Origin of the sequence: Nocardioides sp. CCNWLW216 (assembly GCF_037120545.1) — a bacterium.
GTDB lineage: Bacteria > Actinomycetota > Actinomycetes > Propionibacteriales > Nocardioidaceae > Nocardioides > Nocardioides lianchengensis.
Map to the genome: position 1 here is coordinate 80,653 of NZ_JBBBBJ010000004.1, position 16,340 is coordinate 96,992.

Below are 16,340 nucleotides of genomic sequence, written 5' to 3' on the forward strand. Positions count from 1 at the left end.
GCCCCCTCTGGTGGGTGGCCGGCCTTTCGCTGTCCCTGCTCCTCGTCGTCGGGGTGGTGACCTGGCAGACCCTCGCCGACGACCCGTACGTCGCCGCGCCGCCCGCGGGCCCGTCCGCGGCCGCCGTCGACCCGGCCGGCGCCGGCCGGGTGCTCGGCGAGTTCGTCGCGGCCGCCGCGTCGGCCGACCCGGAGGCGGCCCGAGCCCTGGCGCCGGCCGACGACCCGGCGGCCGGGGACCGGCTGGCCGCGATCGCGACCAACGCCGGCGCGCTGGAGGTCCGTGACCTCTCCGCCCGCTACGTCGACGCCACCGGACCGGCGGCCGCCGACGGAAGCTGGTCGGCGCGCGCCGACCTCGGCTGGCGCTTCGCGGGCTTCGACCGGGCCCCCGCGCTGGCCGAGGTGGAGGTGACCTTCCGGGCGGTCGACGGCGAGGTGGCCCTGGTCTCGTTCGGGGGCGGGGACGCACGGTCGCCACTGTGGCTCGCGGGACCGGTGGCGGTCCGTCGTACGGCCGAGACCCTGGTGCTGGCCGCCCGGGCGGAGGACGCCGACCGCTATGCGGGGCTCGCCGAACGGGCCGTGCCGGTCGTGCGCCGGGTGGTCACCGGGTGGCGGCCGCGGCTGGTCGTGGAGATCCCCGCGACCGCCGACGACCTCGACCGGGCCCTCGACGCCGAGCCCGGCACCTACGCGAGCATCGCCGCCGTCACCACGAGCGTCGACGGCTCGCTGGCCCCCGACGCCCCGGTGCACGTGCTGGTCAACCCGGCCGAGCTGGGCCGGTTGCGGCCCACGGGCGCGCAGGTGGTGATGAGCCACGAGGCGACCCACGTGGCCACCGACGCGCCGTCCAGCAGCAGCACGCCGTTGTGGCTGCTCGAAGGCTTCGCCGACTACGTCGCGCTGCGCGACGTCCGGATCCCGGAGACGACGGCGGCTGCGCAGATCATCGAGCAGGTCCGCCGCGACGGTCCGCCCGACGCTCTGCCCGGCGCGACGGAGTTCGACCTCCAGGCCACCCACCTGGGCGCGGTCTACGAGAGCGCCTGGCTGGCCTGCGTGGTCCTGGCCGAGCGGGCGGGGGAGGCCGCGCTCGTCGAGCTGTACGACGACGTCGCCGCCGGCACGCCGGTCGCCGAGGCCCTGCGGGACGATGCCGGGCTCTCCGAGGCCGCGCTGGTCCGGGCCTGGCGGAACCGTTTGTCAGACTTGGCCGGGTGACCCCTCCGGCCCGCACCACCGCTCTCGTCACGACGGCCGTCGGCGGGGTCGCGTTCGTCGTCCTGGCCGTGCTGCTGGTGCCGTGGGACCCGGTCCCCGGTGGCCCGCTGACGCCGACCGACCCGGCGACGCTCTTCACGCCCGAGCAGCTCGACCGGGCGGCCGGGTTCGCGAGCCGGACCGACTGGATCGGCTGGGCCTCGCTGGCCGTCCGGCTGGCCGCCGCCTGCTGGCTGGGGTTCTCGCGTCGCGGTCGGGCGCTCTTCGCGCGGCTGCCGGGACCCTGGTGGATGTCGGTCGTGCTGGCGGTGGCGGTCTTCGAGGTCGGCCTGCGGCTGCTGACCCTGCCGTTCGCGGTGCTGATGCGCCGCCAGCTGCTGGCCTACGGCTTGAGCACGCAGTCCTGGCCGGCCTGGGCGATCGACCTCGCGAAGGGCGAGGCGGTCGACGTCGTCGGTGTCTCGCTCGCGCTGCTGGTCCTGGTCGCCTGCGCGCGCCGGTGGCGCCGGGCCTGGCCGGCGGTCGCCGGATCGATCGCGGCGGTGCTGGTGGTGCTCGGCTCGTTCGCCTACCCGCTGGTCGTCGAGCCGTTGTTCAACAACTTCGAGCCGCTGCCCGACGGCTCGCTCAGGACCGGCGTGCTGGCGCTGGCCGAGCGCGAGGGGGTCGACGTCGACGAGGTGCTCGTCGCGGACGCGTCCCGTCGTACGACGACGCTGAACGCCTACGTCTCCGGCATCGCCGGCAGCCGCCGGGTGGTGCTCTACGACAACCTGGTCGACGACCTGCCGCAGGACCAGGCGCTCTCCGTGGTCGCCCACGAGCTGACCCACGCCAAGCACGACGACGTGGTCACCGGGACGGTGCTCGGCGCGGCCGGCACCTGCTTCGCGATCGGGCTGCTGGGCGTGGTGCTCGGCGCGCTACGACGCCGGGGCAGATCGCCCGCCGACCCGGCCGTCGTACCGTTGGTGCTGGCGTTGTACGCCGTCGCGCTGGTGCTGAGCAGCCCGGTGCAGAACACCATCAGCCGTCAGATCGAGCTGCGCGCCGATGTCGGTGCGCTCCGGGCCACTGAGGACCCGGCCGCGTTCGTGGAGCTGCAGCGCCAGCTCGCCCTGCGCTCCGTGGCCGACCCCGAGCGACCGGCCTGGGAGCACTTCTGGTTCGGCAGCCATCCCACCGTGCTGCAGCGGACGGCCCTCGCCGAACGGATCGGCGAGGGCCGGTAGCCGTCCCGTGGGGAGAGCGGGATCAGGGGTTGGCGGGAGCCGGCGCGCAGGTGCCCTGGGCCATCTCGTCACAGGTGTCCTGGAAGGCGCCCTGAACCTGGTCGCCCAACAGGAACACGATGGTCACGATGAGCGCCGCGATGCCGGCGACCAGCAGGCCGTACTCGACCGCGGAGGCGCCGCGCTCGTCACGCCGCTCGGCACGGGCGTCGCGGAGGCTCTCGATGAAGGTGCGCAGGTTCTCAAGCATGGTGTGTCCTCTCGGGGCTGACGGGGTGAGAGGTCCCTCCCTCACACCATCAAGGATCCGCGAGAGGGGCCGGCCGCGGTACGGGAGAGCGGCCGGACCCGGGGTAGTCCGTTCGGGCTACTCCGCGCGCCGAACGCTGGAGAGCAGGCCGATCCGCATGGCCGTGACCAGGGCCTGGGCGCGGTTGGAGGCGCCCAGCTTCTGGTAGATCCGGGCGATGTGGGACTTCGCCGTCGACTCGCTCATGTAGAGCTTGTCGCCGATGGCGCCGGCCCCGAGGCCCTCGGCGAGCAGCAGGAGCACCTCCTGCTCGCGGTCGGTCAGCCGCGTCGACTCCGCGGAGGTACGGCGCGTCATCGCCTCGACCAGCCCGGCGCACACGAACGACCGTGGCGAGACGGCCGCGTGCCGGGCGGCTCGGACCACCTCGCGCGAGGGCGCGTCCTTGCCGACGAAGCCGGAGGCGCCGGCCTCCATCGCAGCGAAGATCTGGTCGTCGCCGGAGTGCATGGTGAGCACGACCAGGCCGACGTTCTCGTCGAGCCGGCGCAGCGCGCGGACCACGTCGAGACCGGTGCCGTCGGGCAGCTGGAGGTCGGTCACCACGACCCGGGGCCGGACCTGGTTGAAGCGGGCGAGCGCCTCGGCCACGTTCGCGGCCGTGCCCACCACCTTCAGGTCGTCCTCGAGGTCGAGCACGCTGGCCAGACCCTCGCGGACCAGCTCGTGGTCGTCCACGAGGAGAAGGGGGATGGGGCTGGTGGGCTCGGTCATGCGGTCACCGTCCTGGTCTCGCTGGGCTCGGTCTCGGTCGGGTCGTCGTCCCGGGCGGATCCGGGTACCCACACCGACACGCGGAGACCCCCGGTGGGCACCTCCTCGATGTAGAGGTCGGCGCCCAGCAGCATGGCGCGCTCCCGCATGATCTTCAGGCCGTGGGAGTCGGTCCGGCCGCGCTGCAGCCCGAGCCCGTTGTCGGAGACCGAGATCAGGGCCTGGGGCGCGTGCACCTGGCAGCGGACGTCGATGGTGCTGGCCCGCGCGTGCTTGACGGCGTTGTTCATCGCCTCCTGGGCGATGCGCAGCAGCTCCGCCTCGACGTCGGACCTCAGCCGGGCGGGGTGCTCGTCGAGGGTGACCCGGATCGGGATCCCGGACACCTCGCTCAGGCTGCGCGCCAGGGTGCTGATCGCGGCGCCCAGGCTCGCGCTGGTGCCGACGTCGGTGCGCAGGTCGGTGACGGTCTGCCGGACCTCGGAGACCACGGAGCTGATCCGGTCGCGCAGCACGTCGATCCGCTCGGGCACCTCGGGGGCGTCCGGCTTCGCGGCCAGCACGTCGACCAGGTAGCCGAGCGAGGCGATGTCCTGGGCGACCCCGTCGTGCATCTCGCGGGCCAGCCGGCGCCGCTCGTCGGCGCTGGCGGCGTCGCGGAAGGCCAGGAAGAGCAGCGCGGTGTCGAGGTGCAGCGCGCTGGGCTCCAGCCGGCGGGCCAGCCGGCGGAGCCGCTCCTCGAGGCCGAAGCGCTGGTTGTCGAGACGTCCCGAGAGGACACCGGCGATGACGGCGGGTGTGTCCATGCCGGTGGTGAGCGGGAAGGCGAAGACGTGACCGTCCACGATCGTGTGGCTCTGGGACCAGGCGTGGACGGCGACCATCCCGCACTCCTCGAGGTCGCGGGGCTCGCCGACCGACGTGGTGACGAGGGGGGTGACCGTGTGCTCGCGGGCGACGTACAGGGCCAGCGTGGAGGTGGGCAGCTCGTCACGGACCTCGGCGAGGATCCGGCCGCCGAGCACCTGCGGGTCGAGGCCCGAGTCGAGGCCGGACGACAGGTCGAGCAGTTGGCGCAGCAGGCTCCGGGCGTAGACGTACGGCTCGGTGGGCGACGGCTCGCGGCGGACGACGCTGTGCAGGAATGCCCCGATCAGCCCGAGACCGAGGCCGGCGAGCAGCCAGGTGCTGGTCGCGAGGGCGGCCTCGGGGTCCACGTCGGGCAGCCACCCCGGGACGGTGATGACGGTGAGCACCACCATCTCGGCCGTCAGGGCCACCAGCACCCCGCGCAGGCCGCGGCGCAGGCCCCCGCTCAGCGCCGGGAGGGCCAGGGCCGCGACCAGGGGTGACTGGGTGGGCACCCAGAGGCTGCAGACCGTCGCGACGAGCACGGCCTCCGGGGCCGGGGAGAACTGGTCGAACCGGCGTGAGAGGTGGTCGAGGCCGGCGCAGGCCACCATGATCGCGCCGAGCAGGACCAGGCTCGCGACCGCCCGTTGGTCCTTGGACCACAGCACCGGCGCCCCGATGACGAGCAACCCGAAGACGCGACCGGCCAGGGCGAGGTAGCCGAGCGGATGCCGTTCGACCAGCATCAGATGCCGCTGTCCATGATGGTGATCGCGGCCGGGCCGAGCACGGCGACGAAGAGCGTGGGCAGGATGAAGAAGATCAGCGGCACGGTGATCTTGACCGGCACCTGCTGGGCGCGGGTCTCGGCCCGCTGGCGGCGCTTGACCCGGATCTCCTGCGACTGCACCCGGAGCACCTGACCCACCGGGATGCCGAACTGGTCGGCCTGGACCATGGCGGAGACGAAGGTGCGCAGGTCGGCGACGTTGGTGCGCTCGGCGAGTCCGCGGAGGGCCTCCGAGCGGCCCTGTCCGAGCTGCATCTCGCGGAGCACCCGGGACAGCTCGTCGGCGAGCGGGCCGTCGGTGTTGCGGGCGACCTGGCGCACCGCCGCGTCGAAGCCGAGGCCGGCCTCGACGCTGATCGTCAGCAGGTCGATGGCGTCGGGGAGGGCCCGCTGGACCAGCTCGGAGCGGTCGTAGGCGCGCTGGTAGAGGTAGAGATCGACGGCGAAGAAGCCGACGGCCAGCCCGACGACCAACGCGAGGACCCGCAGCGTGGTGGCGTCGGTGAGCAGCAGCCCGAGCCCGAGGCCGGCCACCAGACCGGCGGCCGCGCCGACCACCTTGGTCGTCAGGACGCGGTCCACGCCCCAGCCCGCGGGGTTGCCGGCGAGGTCGAGGCGGTGCCGGTAGCGCTCGGTGCGGTCGGCGCCGACCAAGCGTCGCCCGATCCGGGCGGCCCGGGCACGCAGCGGCCCGGCCACCCGCTCGGAGAACGGGCGGTCGGCGTCCTGGCGCAGCTCGGCGGGGGCGCTCGTCATCGCTTCGAGCACGGCGAGCGACCGGCCGACGCCGGTCAGGTCTCCGGCCGGGCGCAGGGCCTGGCCGAGCAGCACGAGGGCGACGAGCACGAGGACGACGCCGAGCACCAGCAGGAGCACCATCTCAGACCTCCACCCGGACCAGGCGGCTCATCCAGAGCGCCCCGACCGCTAGCCACAGCCCGGCCCCGACCAGCATCACCAGGCCGCGCACGTCGGTGAAAAGCACCTCGACGTAGTCGCGGTTGGCGACCAGGAGGTAGAGGAGGAAGACCGGCGGCAGCGCCGCCAGCACGATCGCCGAGAGCTTGCCCTCGGCGGCCAGCGCGTTGACCTGGCGGCGGACGTACTCCCGCTCTCGCATGGTCGCGGCCACCGTGTCGAGCAGCTCGGCGAGGTTGCCACCGACCTCGCGCTGGATCCGGACGGCCATCACCGTCCAGGCCAGGTCGCGGCTGCGGAACCGGTCGGCGACACCCTCGAGGGCATCTTCCAGCGAGACCCCGAGCCGGGTCTCCACCAGCACCCGCCGGAACTCGCCGGCGACCGGCTCGGAGCCCTCGCGGACGATCGTGTCGACCGACTGGGCGAGCGAGAGCCCGGCGGCCAGCGAACCGGACATCAGCTGCAGGGTCTCGGGCAGCAGGGCCTCGAAGGCCCGACGCCGGCGCGAGCGGCGCAGCCCGAGGACCAACCACGGTCCGAGGGCCCCGAGGACCAGGAAGACCAGGCCGAGCACCAGGCTGCCGCGGCCGACCAGCAGGCCGACCAGGCCGGCACCGACCAGGACGCCGGTGTGCACCAGCAGCCACTCGGCGGGCTGGAGCCCGCTGCCGGCAGCGTCCAGGCGGGCGGCGATCCGCTCCTCGAGCCCGCGGTTGCGGTGCAGCACGCGGCCGGCGGCACCGGCCGCCTGCGCGAGCGCCGCCTCCTGCTCGTGCGGAGCGGCGACGGGCCGCTCCCGCGGGTCGAGGCCGGCGTACGCCGTGACCCGCTCGTCCGGCGCCATCGCCGTACGACGGCGCGGGACCAGGAGCACCAGGGTGCCGGCCAGCCCGAGCCCGATCGCGGCGAGGCCGGCGTACAGCAGCCAGTCGCCGCTCACCGGCCGGCTCCCGGGACGAACATCCGCGGATCCACCTCGACGTTGGCCTGGGTCAGCCGCTCCACGAACCGCGGCCGCAACCCCGTCGCCGCCAGCCGGCCGAGGGCGCGGCCGTCGGCGTCGAAGCCGGCCGAGCCGTCCCAGACGAAGATGTCCTGGAGGGTGATCACGTCGCCCTCCATCCGATCGACCTCGGTCAGGTGGGTGACCCGGCGGGTGCCGTCCTTGAAGCGGGTCTGGTGGACGATCAGGTCGACGGCCGAGGCGACCTGCTCGCGGATCGCCCGGACCGGCAGGTCCATGCCCGCCATCAGCACCATCGTCTCGAGGCGGGCCAGCGTGTCGCGGGGGCCGTTGGAGTGCAGGGTGCAGATCGAGCCGTCGTGGCCGGTGTTCATCGCCTGGAGCATGTCGAGCGCCGAGGCGTCGCGGACCTCGCCGACGACGATCCGGTCGGGCCGCATGCGGAGGCTGTTGCGGACCAGGTCGCGGATGGTGATCGCGCCGCGGCCCTCGATGTTGGCGGGGCGAGACTCGAGCCGGACGACGTGCTCCTGGCGCAGCTGCAGCTCGGCGGCGTCCTCGATGGTGACGATCCGCTCGTCGCCGGGGATGAAGGACGACAGCACGTTGAGGGTCGTGGTCTTGCCGGCACCGGTGCCGCCGGAGACGACGACGTTGAGGCGGCCGCGGACGCAGGCCCGCAGGAACTCGGCGGCGCCCGCGGTCAGCGAGCCGAGCGCGACCAGGTCCTCGACCGTCATCGCCTCGACGGCGAACTTGCGGATCGTCACGGCCGAGCCGTCGACGGCCAGCGGGGGTACGACGGCGTTGACCCGGCTGCCGTCGGGGAGCCGGGCGTCGACCATCGGGCTGGACTCGTCGACGCGACGCCCGATCCGCGAGACGATCTTGTCGATGGTGCGTCGCAGGTGGGCCTCGTCGGTGAAGTGGGCGTCGACCGGCTCCAGCCGGCCGCCGCGCTCCACCCAGACGCTCGCGGGTCCGTTGACCATCACCTCGGAGACCGACGGGTCGCGCAGGAACGGCTCGATCGGGCCGTAGCCGAGGATGTCGTCGCTGATCTCCTGGGTGACCCGGGTCCGGTCGCTGCTGCTGAGCGGCCGGTCCTGGGCGGCGAGCACCGCGGCGAGCACGGTGCGGACCCGCCCGTCGAGCTCGTCCTGGTCCATGTCGGCGTCGTACAGGTGCGGGCCGAGCTCGGTAACCAGCTCGCCGTGGACCCGGGCCTTCAGCTCCTCGATCCGGTCGTGCTGGGGGAGCAGGCTGCGGCGCGGCTCGGGCTGCGGGGCGGGAGCCGCGTCGTCGTCACCGCGTGCGGCGGCCAGGCGGTCGGAGAGGCTGGACACGGGCTACCTCCTGATCCGGAAGCGCCGGGTGGACCGGGCCACGGGCGCCGGGGAGCCGTCGTCGACGGGCACCTGGTCGCCGGTGATCCGGGCGGCCAGGCCGCGGATCGCGACGCTCGCCTGGTGGTCGGGGGAGCCGGCGACGATGGGCCGGCCGGCGTTGGTGGCCGCGGCGATCTCGATCGCCGTCGTCACCTCCGCGGCGATGCCCATCCCGAGGATCGCCTCGACCTTGTCGGGACCGAGACCGACGGCGTCGTCGGCGCGGTTGAGCAGCAGGTGCCGGTGGCCGCGGGCGACGGCGAGCATCTCGAGGGTCTCGAGCGCGACCTTGACGTTCTTCAGGGTCGGGACGTCGAGGGTCGCCACGACGACGCAGTCGTCGGTCTCGTCGAGGGCGGCCAAGGTCGCCTCGTCGAAGGCGGGCGCGGTGTCGACGACGACGTGGTCGAAGCCCTCGGTGAGGGTCCGGAGCAGCCGGGCGACGAGCACCGGCGTGACGCGCTCGCGGACGTCCGGGTGGGCCGGGGCGGCCAGCACCGACAGGGCGTCGGTGTGGCGGGTCAGCAGTCCCTCGAGCTGTGGCAGGTCCAGGCTGTCCTCGGAGCCGATCGCGTGCTCGACGGTGTGGGTCGGGAACAGCTGCAGGGTGATGGCCACGTCGCCGAACGCCAGGTCGAGGTCGACCAGGCAGACGTGGCGGGCTCCGCCGTCGGCCAGCGCCAGGGCCAGGTTGACCGCCACCGTGGTCTTGCCGACGCCGCCCTTGGGCGAGAAGACGGTCACGATCCGGCCGCGCCGGGATGTGCCGGTCGGGCCGCGCAGCGCGAGCGACAGCTCGTGCGCCCGAGCTACCGCGGACTCGACCGCGTGCGGGTCGTCGTGGGGGACGACGTCCCGGGCGCCGGCCTTGATGGCCCGGGTCAGGGTCGGGGTGTCCACCTCGGCGCGCACCAGCACGACGCTGGTCGTGGGCCGGGTGGTGCGCAGCCGGTCGCAGGCGTCGACGGCGACGTCCAGCTCGAGACCGGGGCCGAGGACGACGACGTACTCGTCGGGGTGCTGGTCGAGCCAGGCGAGCATCCGGTCCACGGAGACGACGCCGTGGGAGCAGGGCGGCAGCGGCTTGAGCAGCGCGGCGAGGGAGGTCGGATCGGGATCGACGACGACGGGCATGTCAGATCACCTGAACAGACTGCCGGCGCCGGTCGCGGGACCGGGCTCGACGTCGCTCTGGTCGGTGAGCAGCGCGACCGCGAGCTCGCCGATGGACTGGGCGTAGAGGACCTTCTCGGCCTGCTTCTGGGTCAGCGACAGGGTCACCAGGGTGCGCGGCAGCTGCTCGACCGTCTCCTGGCCGTTCTCGTCCGTCGTGGCCGTCGAGACCGGGGTCGTGGAGCCGACGCCGAGCACGCGGACCCGCGTCAGCAGGACCCGGGAGTACGACGAGGTCGTCACGAAGACGCTGACCTCCGAGCCCGGGGTCACGAACCCGGCGACCCGGGCCGGGTCGGTGAGGTTGACCGAGATGGCCAGCTCGCCGGTGTCGGGGATGAGCAGCTGGGGCCCGGTCGCCGCGGCGTCGCCCAGCTTCTCGGCGATGATCTGCTCGCCCGGGTAGATGGCCGTCAGGGCGACCGACGCGCCGGCGAGTGCGCTGCTGTCGACGACGGCCGAGGGCAGTCGCGAGCCCACGGCCACGTCGACGGGCGCGACCTTGCCGGCGGCCAGGGCGTCGGCGATCGGCTCTCCGGCCTCGATGAGCGCCGTCGCCTGGAGCACGCGAGCGGTCTCGAAGCGCTCCTCGGCGCGGGCGTCGGCGCCGCGCGCGTAGAGGAGGACGAGGACGGTCCCGAGCGCGGCCACCAGCACGGCCGAGACGAGCAGGATCCTGCGACGGTCCATGAAGAGCCTCTCCACTCGCGCGGATCGACGGCTCTGGTCACCGTCTAGGCCACGCACACCCCCGGGGACTCTGTCCACCCCGGCATGAAGTGTAGAGAAATCTCGACACGATCGGAGTCAATCTGAGCAGATCGCCGCTGACAGGGACATGCGCCCGAAAGACCTCTGCTTAAACCTCGACCGCAGGGGTGAGGTGCGTCACGGGAACTACGAGTAAAGAGCCTCGATCTGCTGGCGCTGCTCGCGCATCACGACCGAGCGCTTGAGCTTCAGGCTCGGCGTGAGCTGGCCGCCCTCCTCGGTCCAGTCCTCGGGGAGGATCGTGAACTTGCGGATGGCCTCGGCCTTCGAGACGGCCCTGTTGGCGTCCTCGACCGCCTCCTCGACCGCGGCCCGCAGGTCGGGGTCGTCGACCAGGTCGGCGATCGAGCCGCTCTTGCCGTGGGTCTCGGCCCAGGTGGGGAAGGACTCGGGGTCGACCGTCACCAGGGCGGCGATGAAGGGCTGGCCGTCGCCGACGACCAGGCACTGGCTGACCAGCGGGTGCGCGCGGAGGCGGTCCTCCAGCACGGCGGGGGCGACGTTCTTGCCGCCCGCGGTCACGATGATCTCCTTCTTGCGTCCGGTGATCCGGACGAAGCCCTCGTCGTCGACCTCGCCGACGTCGCCGGTGTGGAACCAGCCGTCGCTCTCGAGCACCTCGGCGGTCGCGGCCTCGTTGTCCCAGTAGCCGGCGAAGACCTGACCGCCCTGAAAGAGCAGCTCGCCGTCGTCGGCGACCCGGACGGCGGTGCCGGGGAGCGGCCGGCCGACGGTGCCGACCTTCTGGGCGTCGGGGAGGTTCACGGTGAGTGCGGCCGTGGTCTCGGTGAGGCCGTAGCCCTCGAGGACCGTCAGGCCGATGCCGCGGTAGAAGTGGCCGAGCCGCTCGCCCAGCGGCGCCCCGCCGGACACCGCGAAGGTGCAGGCGCCGCCGAGGGCGGTGAGCAGCTTGCCGTAGACCAGCCGGGCGAAGAGCGCGTGCTGCGCGCGGACGGCCAGCGAGGGCCGGCCCTTCTCGAGGCCGCGCGAGTAGGCGATCGCGGTCTCGGCGGCCCGGTCGAAGATCTTGCCCTTGCCGTCGGCCGTGGCCTTCTGGGAGGCGGTGTTGAAGACCTTCTCGAAGACCCGCGGGACCGCGAGGATGAAGGTCGGCCTGAACTCCTGCAGGTCGGGCAGCAGGTTCTTGATGTCGGCGCTGTGGCCCAGCCGGGTGCGGGACTTCACGCAGCCCACCTGGATGATCCGCGCGAACACGTGGGCCAGCGGCAGGAAGAGGAGCGTCGAGGCGCCCTCGGTGTCGAAGAGCTTCTCCAGCTCGTCGACCGCCACGCCCAGTTCGAACATGAAGTTGCCGTGGGTCAGCACGCAGCCCTTGGGGCGGCCGGTGGTGCCCGAGGTGTAGATCAGCGTCGCCAGGTCGAGCGGCGTCGCCGTCGTACGACGCTTCTCGAGCTCCTCGTCGCTGATGTCCTCGCCGAGGCTGACCAGGACGTCGACGGCGTTGTCGGTGATCGACCAGACGTGGTTGAGGTGCTCCAGCTCGCCGCGGATCTCGGTGATCCGAGCCATGTGCCCGGCGTCCTCGGCGATCACGGCGCGCGCGGCGGAGTCGCGGAGGATCCAGGCGATCTGCTCGGCCGAGGAGGTCTCGTAGACCGGCACGGTGACCGCTCCGGCGAACCAGATGGCGTAGTCGAGCAGGGTCCACTCGTAGCGGGTCTTCGAGACCAGGGCGACCCGGTCACCGGCCTCGATGCCCGCGGCGATCAGGCCCTTGGCGACGGCGCTGACCTCGGCGAGGAACTCCGCGCAGGTCACGTCCTCCCACCCCGAGTCGGTGTGCCGGCTGAAGCCGACGGTGTCGGCCGCCTCGCGGGCGTTCGTCACGACGTCGTCGGTGAGGTTCCCGGTAGCGGGGACCTCGATGGTCAGGGGCGTCGAGAACTCCCGCACGCTGCCTCCTCGTTCACGCTGGGTCAGGCTCGGTCGGGGCGCCGTCGGAGGACGCCCCCGGGCAGGCTACCGCCGCCTGCTCGCGGGGCCGAGGTCCGGTACGCTCCGGCCATGGCAGAGCAGACCACGTCCTCGATCGTGATCGACGCCGCCCCCGCTGCCGTGATGGCGGTGATCGCCGACTTCGACGCCTACCCCACCTGGGCCAAGGGCATGAAGACCGTCGAGGTCACCGTTCCCGGGGCCGACGGGCGCGCCGAGCAGGTCTACTTCGCGCTCGACGTCTCGCCCATCAAGGACGAGTACACCCTGGCCTACACCTGGGACGGCGACCGCGAGGTCACCTGGACCCTGGTCGAGGGCAAGATGCTGCGGGCGCTCGACGGCGCCTACGTCCTGCGCGATCGCGGCGACGGCAGCACCGAGGTCACCTACCGCCTGGCCCTCGACGTCTCGATCCCGCTGATCGGCATGCTCAAGCGCAAGGGCGAGAAGATCCTCATCGACACCGCGCTGAAGGGGCTCAAGAAGCGCGTCGAGCAGCAGTAGTCCCGGTGCGCATCCTCCTGTTCACCGGCAAGGGCGGGGTCGGCAAGTCGACCATCGCGGCCGGGACCGCCGCGCTGGCTGCCGCGGACGGGCAGCGCACGCTGGTGCTCTCCACCGACGCCGCCCACTCGCTCGCCGACGCGTACGGTGTCGCCGTCGGCGCCGAGCCGACCGAGGTGGCCGAGCGGCTCTTCGTCCAGCAGGTCGACGCCCAGCTGCGGTTCCAGCAGTCCTGGGCCGAGATCCAGGGCTACCTGCTGTCCGTCCTCGACGTCGCCGGGGTCGACCCGGTCGCGGCCGAGGAGCTGACGGTGATCCCCGGCGCCGAGGAGGTGCTCGCGCTGCTGGAGCTGCGCCTGCACGCGCTGTCCGGCGCCTGGGACGTGATCGTGGTCGACTGCGCGCCGACGGCCGAGACGCTGCGCCTGCTCGCGCTGCCCGAGGCCCTGGGCTGGTACATGCACCGCGTCTTCCCGGCCGAGCGGCGCATCGTCAAGGCGCTGCGTCCGGTGCTGAACCGCACCGTCGGCGTCCCCATGCCCGGCGACAGCGTGTTCGACGCCGTCGAGCGGCTGCACGGCGAGCTGGACGAGGTGCACCGGCTGCTGGCCGGCCCGGGCTCCAGCGTGCGCCTGGTGCTGACCCCCGAGACGATCGTGCTCGCCGAGGCGCGCCGCTCCTACACGACCCTCTCGCTCTTCGGCTACCGCGTCGACGGCGTGGTCGCCAACCGGGTCTTTCCCGCCGAGGGCGCCGACGACTGGCGCGCCGGCTGGGTGCTCGCCCAGGACGAGGTGCTCGCGCAGGTCGACCAGTCGTTCGACGGGCTGCCCGTCTGGCGCTCGGTCTACCGGCCCCGCGAGCCGGTCGGCGTCGCGGCGCTCACCGACCTCGCGCGCGAGGTGTACGACGGCAGCGACCCGCTGGCCCCGCCCGCGGGCGACGGGCCGTTCCGGGTCCGCCGTACCTCCTCGGGGGCGGTGCTGCACCTCGCGCTGCCGCACGCCACCCGGGCCGACGTGGACCTGGCCCGCAACGGCGACGACCTGGTGGTGACCGTGGGGTCGTATCGTCGCGTCCTCAGCCTGCCGGCGGGCCTCGCGCGGCTCCGCGTCAGCGGCGCCCGGGTCGAGGCGGGGGAGCTGCAGGTGCGGTTCCGCGAGGTCACCGTGGCGGCCCCGGAGAAGGAGCGAGCGTGAACGAGGACGACCAGGTCGGCAGCGTCGGCGAGGAGGCCGCGAAGCTCTTCGGCGCGCTCGCCGACGCCTTCCGCGAGGTCGACCAGCACGTCGCCGCCGACGACCCGGAGTGCACGTGGTGCCCGGTCTGCCGGGCCGTCCACCTGGTGCGGGAGACCAGTCCCGAGGTGAAGGCGCACCTCGCCTCGGCCGCCTCCTCGCTGGTGCAGGCGGCCGCCGGGCTGCTCGCCACGCACGTGCCGCCGGAGCGTCGGGACCGGGCCGCTGGCGTCGAGCGGATCGACCTCGGCGAGGATGTCCCCGACGACGGATGGGCGGAGGACGAATGACCCTGGCGTGTGGGGTGGACGTAGGCGGCACCAAGATCGCCGGCGGCGTGATCGACGAGGACGGCAGCATCGTCGAGGAGCTGCGGGTGGTGTCGCCGGCCACGGACGCGGAGGCCATCGAGGAGGCCATCGCCGGCCTGGTCCTGGAGCTGCGCTCGCGCCACGACATCTCGGCCGTCGGCGTCGGTGCGGCGGGCTACATCGACAAGGCCCGCGCGCTGGTGATGTTCGCTCCGAACATCGCCTGGCGCAACGTCGACCTGAAGGGCGAGCTCGAGAAGCGCGTCGACCTGCCGGTCGTGATCGAGAACGACGCGAACGCGGCGGCCTGGGGCGAGTTCCGCTACGGCGCCGGCCACGACGTCGACGACCTGCTGCTGGTGACCGTCGGCACCGGTGTCGGAGGCGGCGTGGTCCTGGACGGCGAGCTCTACCGCGGCGCCTTCGGCGTCGGCGCGGAGATCGGCCACATGCGCGTCGTCCCCAACGGCATCCTGTGCGGGTGCGGCAACCACGGCTGCTTCGAGCAGTACGCCAGCGGCAACGCGCTGGTCCGCGAGGCCCGCACCTCCGCGCGCGGCGGCTCGCTGCTCGCGCGCCACGTGCTCGACCTGGCCGGCGGCGACGCCGACAAGATCACCGGCCCGCTGATCACCGAGGCGGCCCGCGCGGGCGACCCGTTCGCGGTCGAGCAGCTCGCCGAGCTCGGCAAGTGGCTCGGCGAGGGCATCGCCTCGCTCACCGCGATCCTCGACCCGGCGGTCGTGGTCATCGGCGGCGGCGTCAGCGAGGCGGGCGAGCTGCTGCTCGCCCCGACCCGGGCCGCCTTCGCCGCCCAGCTCACCGGTCGCGGCCACCGGCCGTCGCTGGAGATCCGCAAGGCACGACTCGGTAACCGGGCCGGGCTGATCGGCGCCGCCGACCTCGCCCGTCGCTGACCCGATGGCCCTGTTCATCGGCGTCGACGTCGGCGGCACCAAGGTGATGGCCTCGGCCGTCAGCGCCCGAGGCCGGGTGCTGCGCACCGCCCACCGCTCGACCCCGGGGCGGCTCGTCGACCCGGCGGTCGTCGAGGACGCGCTCACCGAGGCCGTGCTGGAGGTCGCCGGACGGCGGGCCGTCGACGGCGTCGGGCTGGCGGCGGCCGGGTTCGTCGACCGGGCCGGCGAGCGGGTGATGTTCGCGCCGCACCTGCCCTGGCGGGGCGAGCAGGTGCGGGCCCGGCTGATGGAGCGCTGGGGCACCACCGTCGTCCTCGACAACGACGCCAACTGCGCCGCCCGCGCCGAGGTCGCCTTCGGGGCCGCACGGGGCGCGACCGACGCGGTCGTGGTCACCCTCGGCACCGGCATCGGCGGCGCCGTGGTCCTCAACGGGCGCGTGCACCGCGGCAGCAACGGCATGGCCGGGGAGTTCGGCCACATGCAGGTGGTGCCGGACGGGCTCTCCTGCGAGTGCGGCGGCTCGGGCTGCTGGGAGCAGTACTGCAGCGGCAACGCCCTCTCCCGGCACGCCCGCTCACAGCTCGGCCGCGTCCCGACCCTGCTCGACGAGATGTGCGGAGGCGACCCGGCGCGCCTGGTCGGACCGATGGTCACCCAGGCCGCCGACCGCGGCGACCAGGTCGCGCTCCAGGCGTTCGCGTCGGTCGGCGACTGGCTGGGCGTCGGTGTGGCCAACCTGGTCGCCGCCTTCGACCCCGACGTGGTCGTCATCGCGGGTGGCGTCTCCGCCGCGGGCGAGCACCTGCTGGCCCCGGCCCGCGCGGCCCTGACCCGCTCGCTGGTCGGCACCGGGCACCGCGCCGTACCGCCGCTGCTGCGGGCCACGCTGGGCCCCGAGGCCGGCGTCGTCGGCGCCGCGGACCAGGCCCGCTCGGCCGTTCGCAGCGGGGGGCGGCGGGCCCGCGCCCGTCGTACGTCGGTCGGGGCGCGCGTCGCGCGGCGCCTCGGCGCCGAGGACGACTGAGAGCTCGACCACCATCAGCGAGTCCGCCGGCGCGGCCTCG

General features: G+C 73.7%; 16 protein-coding genes. 7 read left to right on the forward strand and 9 right to left on the reverse strand.

What is annotated here, in order from left to right:
* The first annotated feature begins 14 nt into the window (after window positions 1–14).
* A complete protein-coding gene (locus tag V7S47_RS10555) occupies window positions 15–1,226 on the forward strand; it encodes a hypothetical protein (RefSeq protein WP_336561523.1) in 1,212 nt (403 codons plus the stop codon).
* Complete coding sequence (locus V7S47_RS10560) at window positions 1,223–2,458, forward strand: M48 family metallopeptidase (protein WP_336561524.1); 1,236 nt, start codon at window positions 1,223–1,225, stop codon at window positions 2,456–2,458. Before V7S47_RS10555 ends, V7S47_RS10560 begins: the two co-directional genes overlap by 4 nt.
* A gap of 22 nt (window positions 2,459–2,480) precedes the next feature.
* On the opposite strand, the gene V7S47_RS10565 is transcribed toward V7S47_RS10560, so the two are convergent.
* The 9 genes from V7S47_RS10565 to V7S47_RS10605 form a co-directional block, all read right to left on the reverse strand.
* Window positions 2,481–2,708 (reverse strand): Flp family type IVb pilin, encoded by a 228-nt coding sequence (locus tag V7S47_RS10565; RefSeq protein ID WP_336561525.1) that lies wholly within the window; start codon window positions 2,706–2,708, stop codon window positions 2,481–2,483.
* A 117-nt stretch (window positions 2,709–2,825) separates the two neighbouring features.
* Window positions 2,826–3,482, reverse strand: coding sequence for a response regulator transcription factor (locus V7S47_RS10570; protein WP_336561526.1), 657 nt, complete (start codon window positions 3,480–3,482; stop codon window positions 2,826–2,828).
* Window positions 3,479–5,080: a sensor histidine kinase gene (locus V7S47_RS10575; protein ID WP_336561527.1), complete on the reverse strand. Its 1,602-nt coding sequence runs from the start codon at window positions 5,078–5,080 to the stop codon at window positions 3,479–3,481. The genes V7S47_RS10570 and V7S47_RS10575 overlap by 4 nt, the downstream gene beginning before the upstream one ends.
* Window positions 5,080–6,003 carry a type II secretion system F family protein gene (locus V7S47_RS10580; RefSeq protein WP_336561528.1) on the reverse strand — a complete coding sequence of 308 codons (924 nt, stop codon included), beginning with the start codon at window positions 6,001–6,003 and terminating at the stop codon, window positions 5,080–5,082. The genes V7S47_RS10575 and V7S47_RS10580 overlap by 1 nt, the downstream gene beginning before the upstream one ends.
* A 1-nt stretch (window position 6,004) precedes the next feature.
* On the reverse strand, window positions 6,005–6,985 hold the full coding sequence (locus V7S47_RS10585) for a type II secretion system F family protein (protein ID WP_336561529.1): 981 nt from the start codon (window positions 6,983–6,985) through the stop codon (window positions 6,005–6,007).
* The gene (locus tag V7S47_RS10590) at window positions 6,982–8,355 is read right to left on the reverse strand and encodes a CpaF family protein (RefSeq protein WP_336561530.1); all 1,374 of its coding nucleotides are present in this window, start codon (window positions 8,353–8,355) and stop codon (window positions 6,982–6,984) included. The genes V7S47_RS10585 and V7S47_RS10590 overlap by 4 nt, the downstream gene beginning before the upstream one ends.
* A gap of 3 nt (window positions 8,356–8,358) precedes the next feature.
* The gene (locus tag V7S47_RS10595; RefSeq protein ID WP_336561531.1) at window positions 8,359–9,531 is read right to left on the reverse strand and encodes an AAA family ATPase; all 1,173 of its coding nucleotides are present in this window, start codon (window positions 9,529–9,531) and stop codon (window positions 8,359–8,361) included.
* 6 nt (window positions 9,532–9,537) lie between these two features.
* Window positions 9,538–10,260, reverse strand: coding sequence for a Flp pilus assembly protein CpaB (gene cpaB / locus V7S47_RS10600; protein WP_336561532.1), 723 nt, complete (start codon window positions 10,258–10,260; stop codon window positions 9,538–9,540).
* Between the two features lie 207 nt (window positions 10,261–10,467).
* Complete coding sequence (locus V7S47_RS10605; protein ID WP_336561533.1) at window positions 10,468–12,255, reverse strand: AMP-dependent synthetase/ligase; 1,788 nt, start codon at window positions 12,253–12,255, stop codon at window positions 10,468–10,470.
* 111 nt (window positions 12,256–12,366) lie between these two features.
* Between V7S47_RS10605 and V7S47_RS10610 the strand changes: the two genes are divergently transcribed.
* From V7S47_RS10610 to V7S47_RS10630, 5 genes are read left to right on the forward strand one after another with little or no spacing between them, the layout of a single operon-like run.
* Complete coding sequence (locus V7S47_RS10610; RefSeq protein ID WP_090852322.1) at window positions 12,367–12,804, forward strand: SRPBCC family protein; 438 nt, start codon at window positions 12,367–12,369, stop codon at window positions 12,802–12,804.
* 5 nt (window positions 12,805–12,809) lie between these two features.
* Window positions 12,810–14,003: an ArsA family ATPase gene (locus V7S47_RS10615; RefSeq protein WP_336561534.1), complete on the forward strand. Its 1,194-nt coding sequence runs from the start codon at window positions 12,810–12,812 to the stop codon at window positions 14,001–14,003.
* Window positions 14,000–14,332 (forward strand): hypothetical protein, encoded by a 333-nt coding sequence (locus tag V7S47_RS10620; protein WP_336561535.1) that lies wholly within the window; start codon window positions 14,000–14,002, stop codon window positions 14,330–14,332. Before V7S47_RS10615 ends, V7S47_RS10620 begins: the two co-directional genes overlap by 4 nt.
* 14 nt (window positions 14,333–14,346) lie before the next feature.
* The gene (locus V7S47_RS10625; RefSeq protein ID WP_373366987.1) at window positions 14,347–15,270 is read left to right on the forward strand and encodes an ROK family glucokinase; all 924 of its coding nucleotides are present in this window, start codon (window positions 14,347–14,349) and stop codon (window positions 15,268–15,270) included.
* A gap of 4 nt (window positions 15,271–15,274) precedes the next feature.
* Window positions 15,275–16,300, forward strand: a complete 1,026-nt coding sequence (locus tag V7S47_RS10630) for an ROK family protein (protein ID WP_336561536.1) — start codon at window positions 15,275–15,277, stop codon at window positions 16,298–16,300.
* The last annotated feature ends 40 nt before the right edge of the window (window positions 16,301–16,340 follow it).

What these genes read in the sequence shown, in the direction of transcription:
- V7S47_RS10610 (WP_090852322.1), top strand. Translation starts at nt 12,367, where the DNA reads ATGGCAGAGCAGACCACGTCCTCGATCGTGATCGACGCCGCCCCCGCT.
- V7S47_RS10575 (WP_336561527.1), bottom strand. Translation starts at nt 5,080, where the DNA reads ATGCTGGTCGAACGGCATCCGCTCGGCTACCTCGCCCTGGCCGGTCGC.
- V7S47_RS10580 (WP_336561528.1), bottom strand. Translation starts at nt 6,003, where the DNA reads ATGGTGCTCCTGCTGGTGCTCGGCGTCGTCCTCGTGCTCGTCGCCCTC.
- cpaB (WP_336561532.1), bottom strand. Translation starts at nt 10,260, where the DNA reads ATGGACCGTCGCAGGATCCTGCTCGTCTCGGCCGTGCTGGTGGCCGCG.
- V7S47_RS10565 (WP_336561525.1), bottom strand. Translation starts at nt 2,708, where the DNA reads ATGCTTGAGAACCTGCGCACCTTCATCGAGAGCCTCCGCGACGCCCGT.
- V7S47_RS10595 (WP_336561531.1), bottom strand. Translation starts at nt 9,531, where the DNA reads ATGCCCGTCGTCGTCGATCCCGATCCGACCTCCCTCGCCGCGCTGCTC.
- V7S47_RS10570 (WP_336561526.1), bottom strand. Translation starts at nt 3,482, where the DNA reads ATGACCGAGCCCACCAGCCCCATCCCCCTTCTCCTCGTGGACGACCAC.
- V7S47_RS10630 (WP_336561536.1), top strand. Translation starts at nt 15,275, where the DNA reads ATGGCCCTGTTCATCGGCGTCGACGTCGGCGGCACCAAGGTGATGGCC.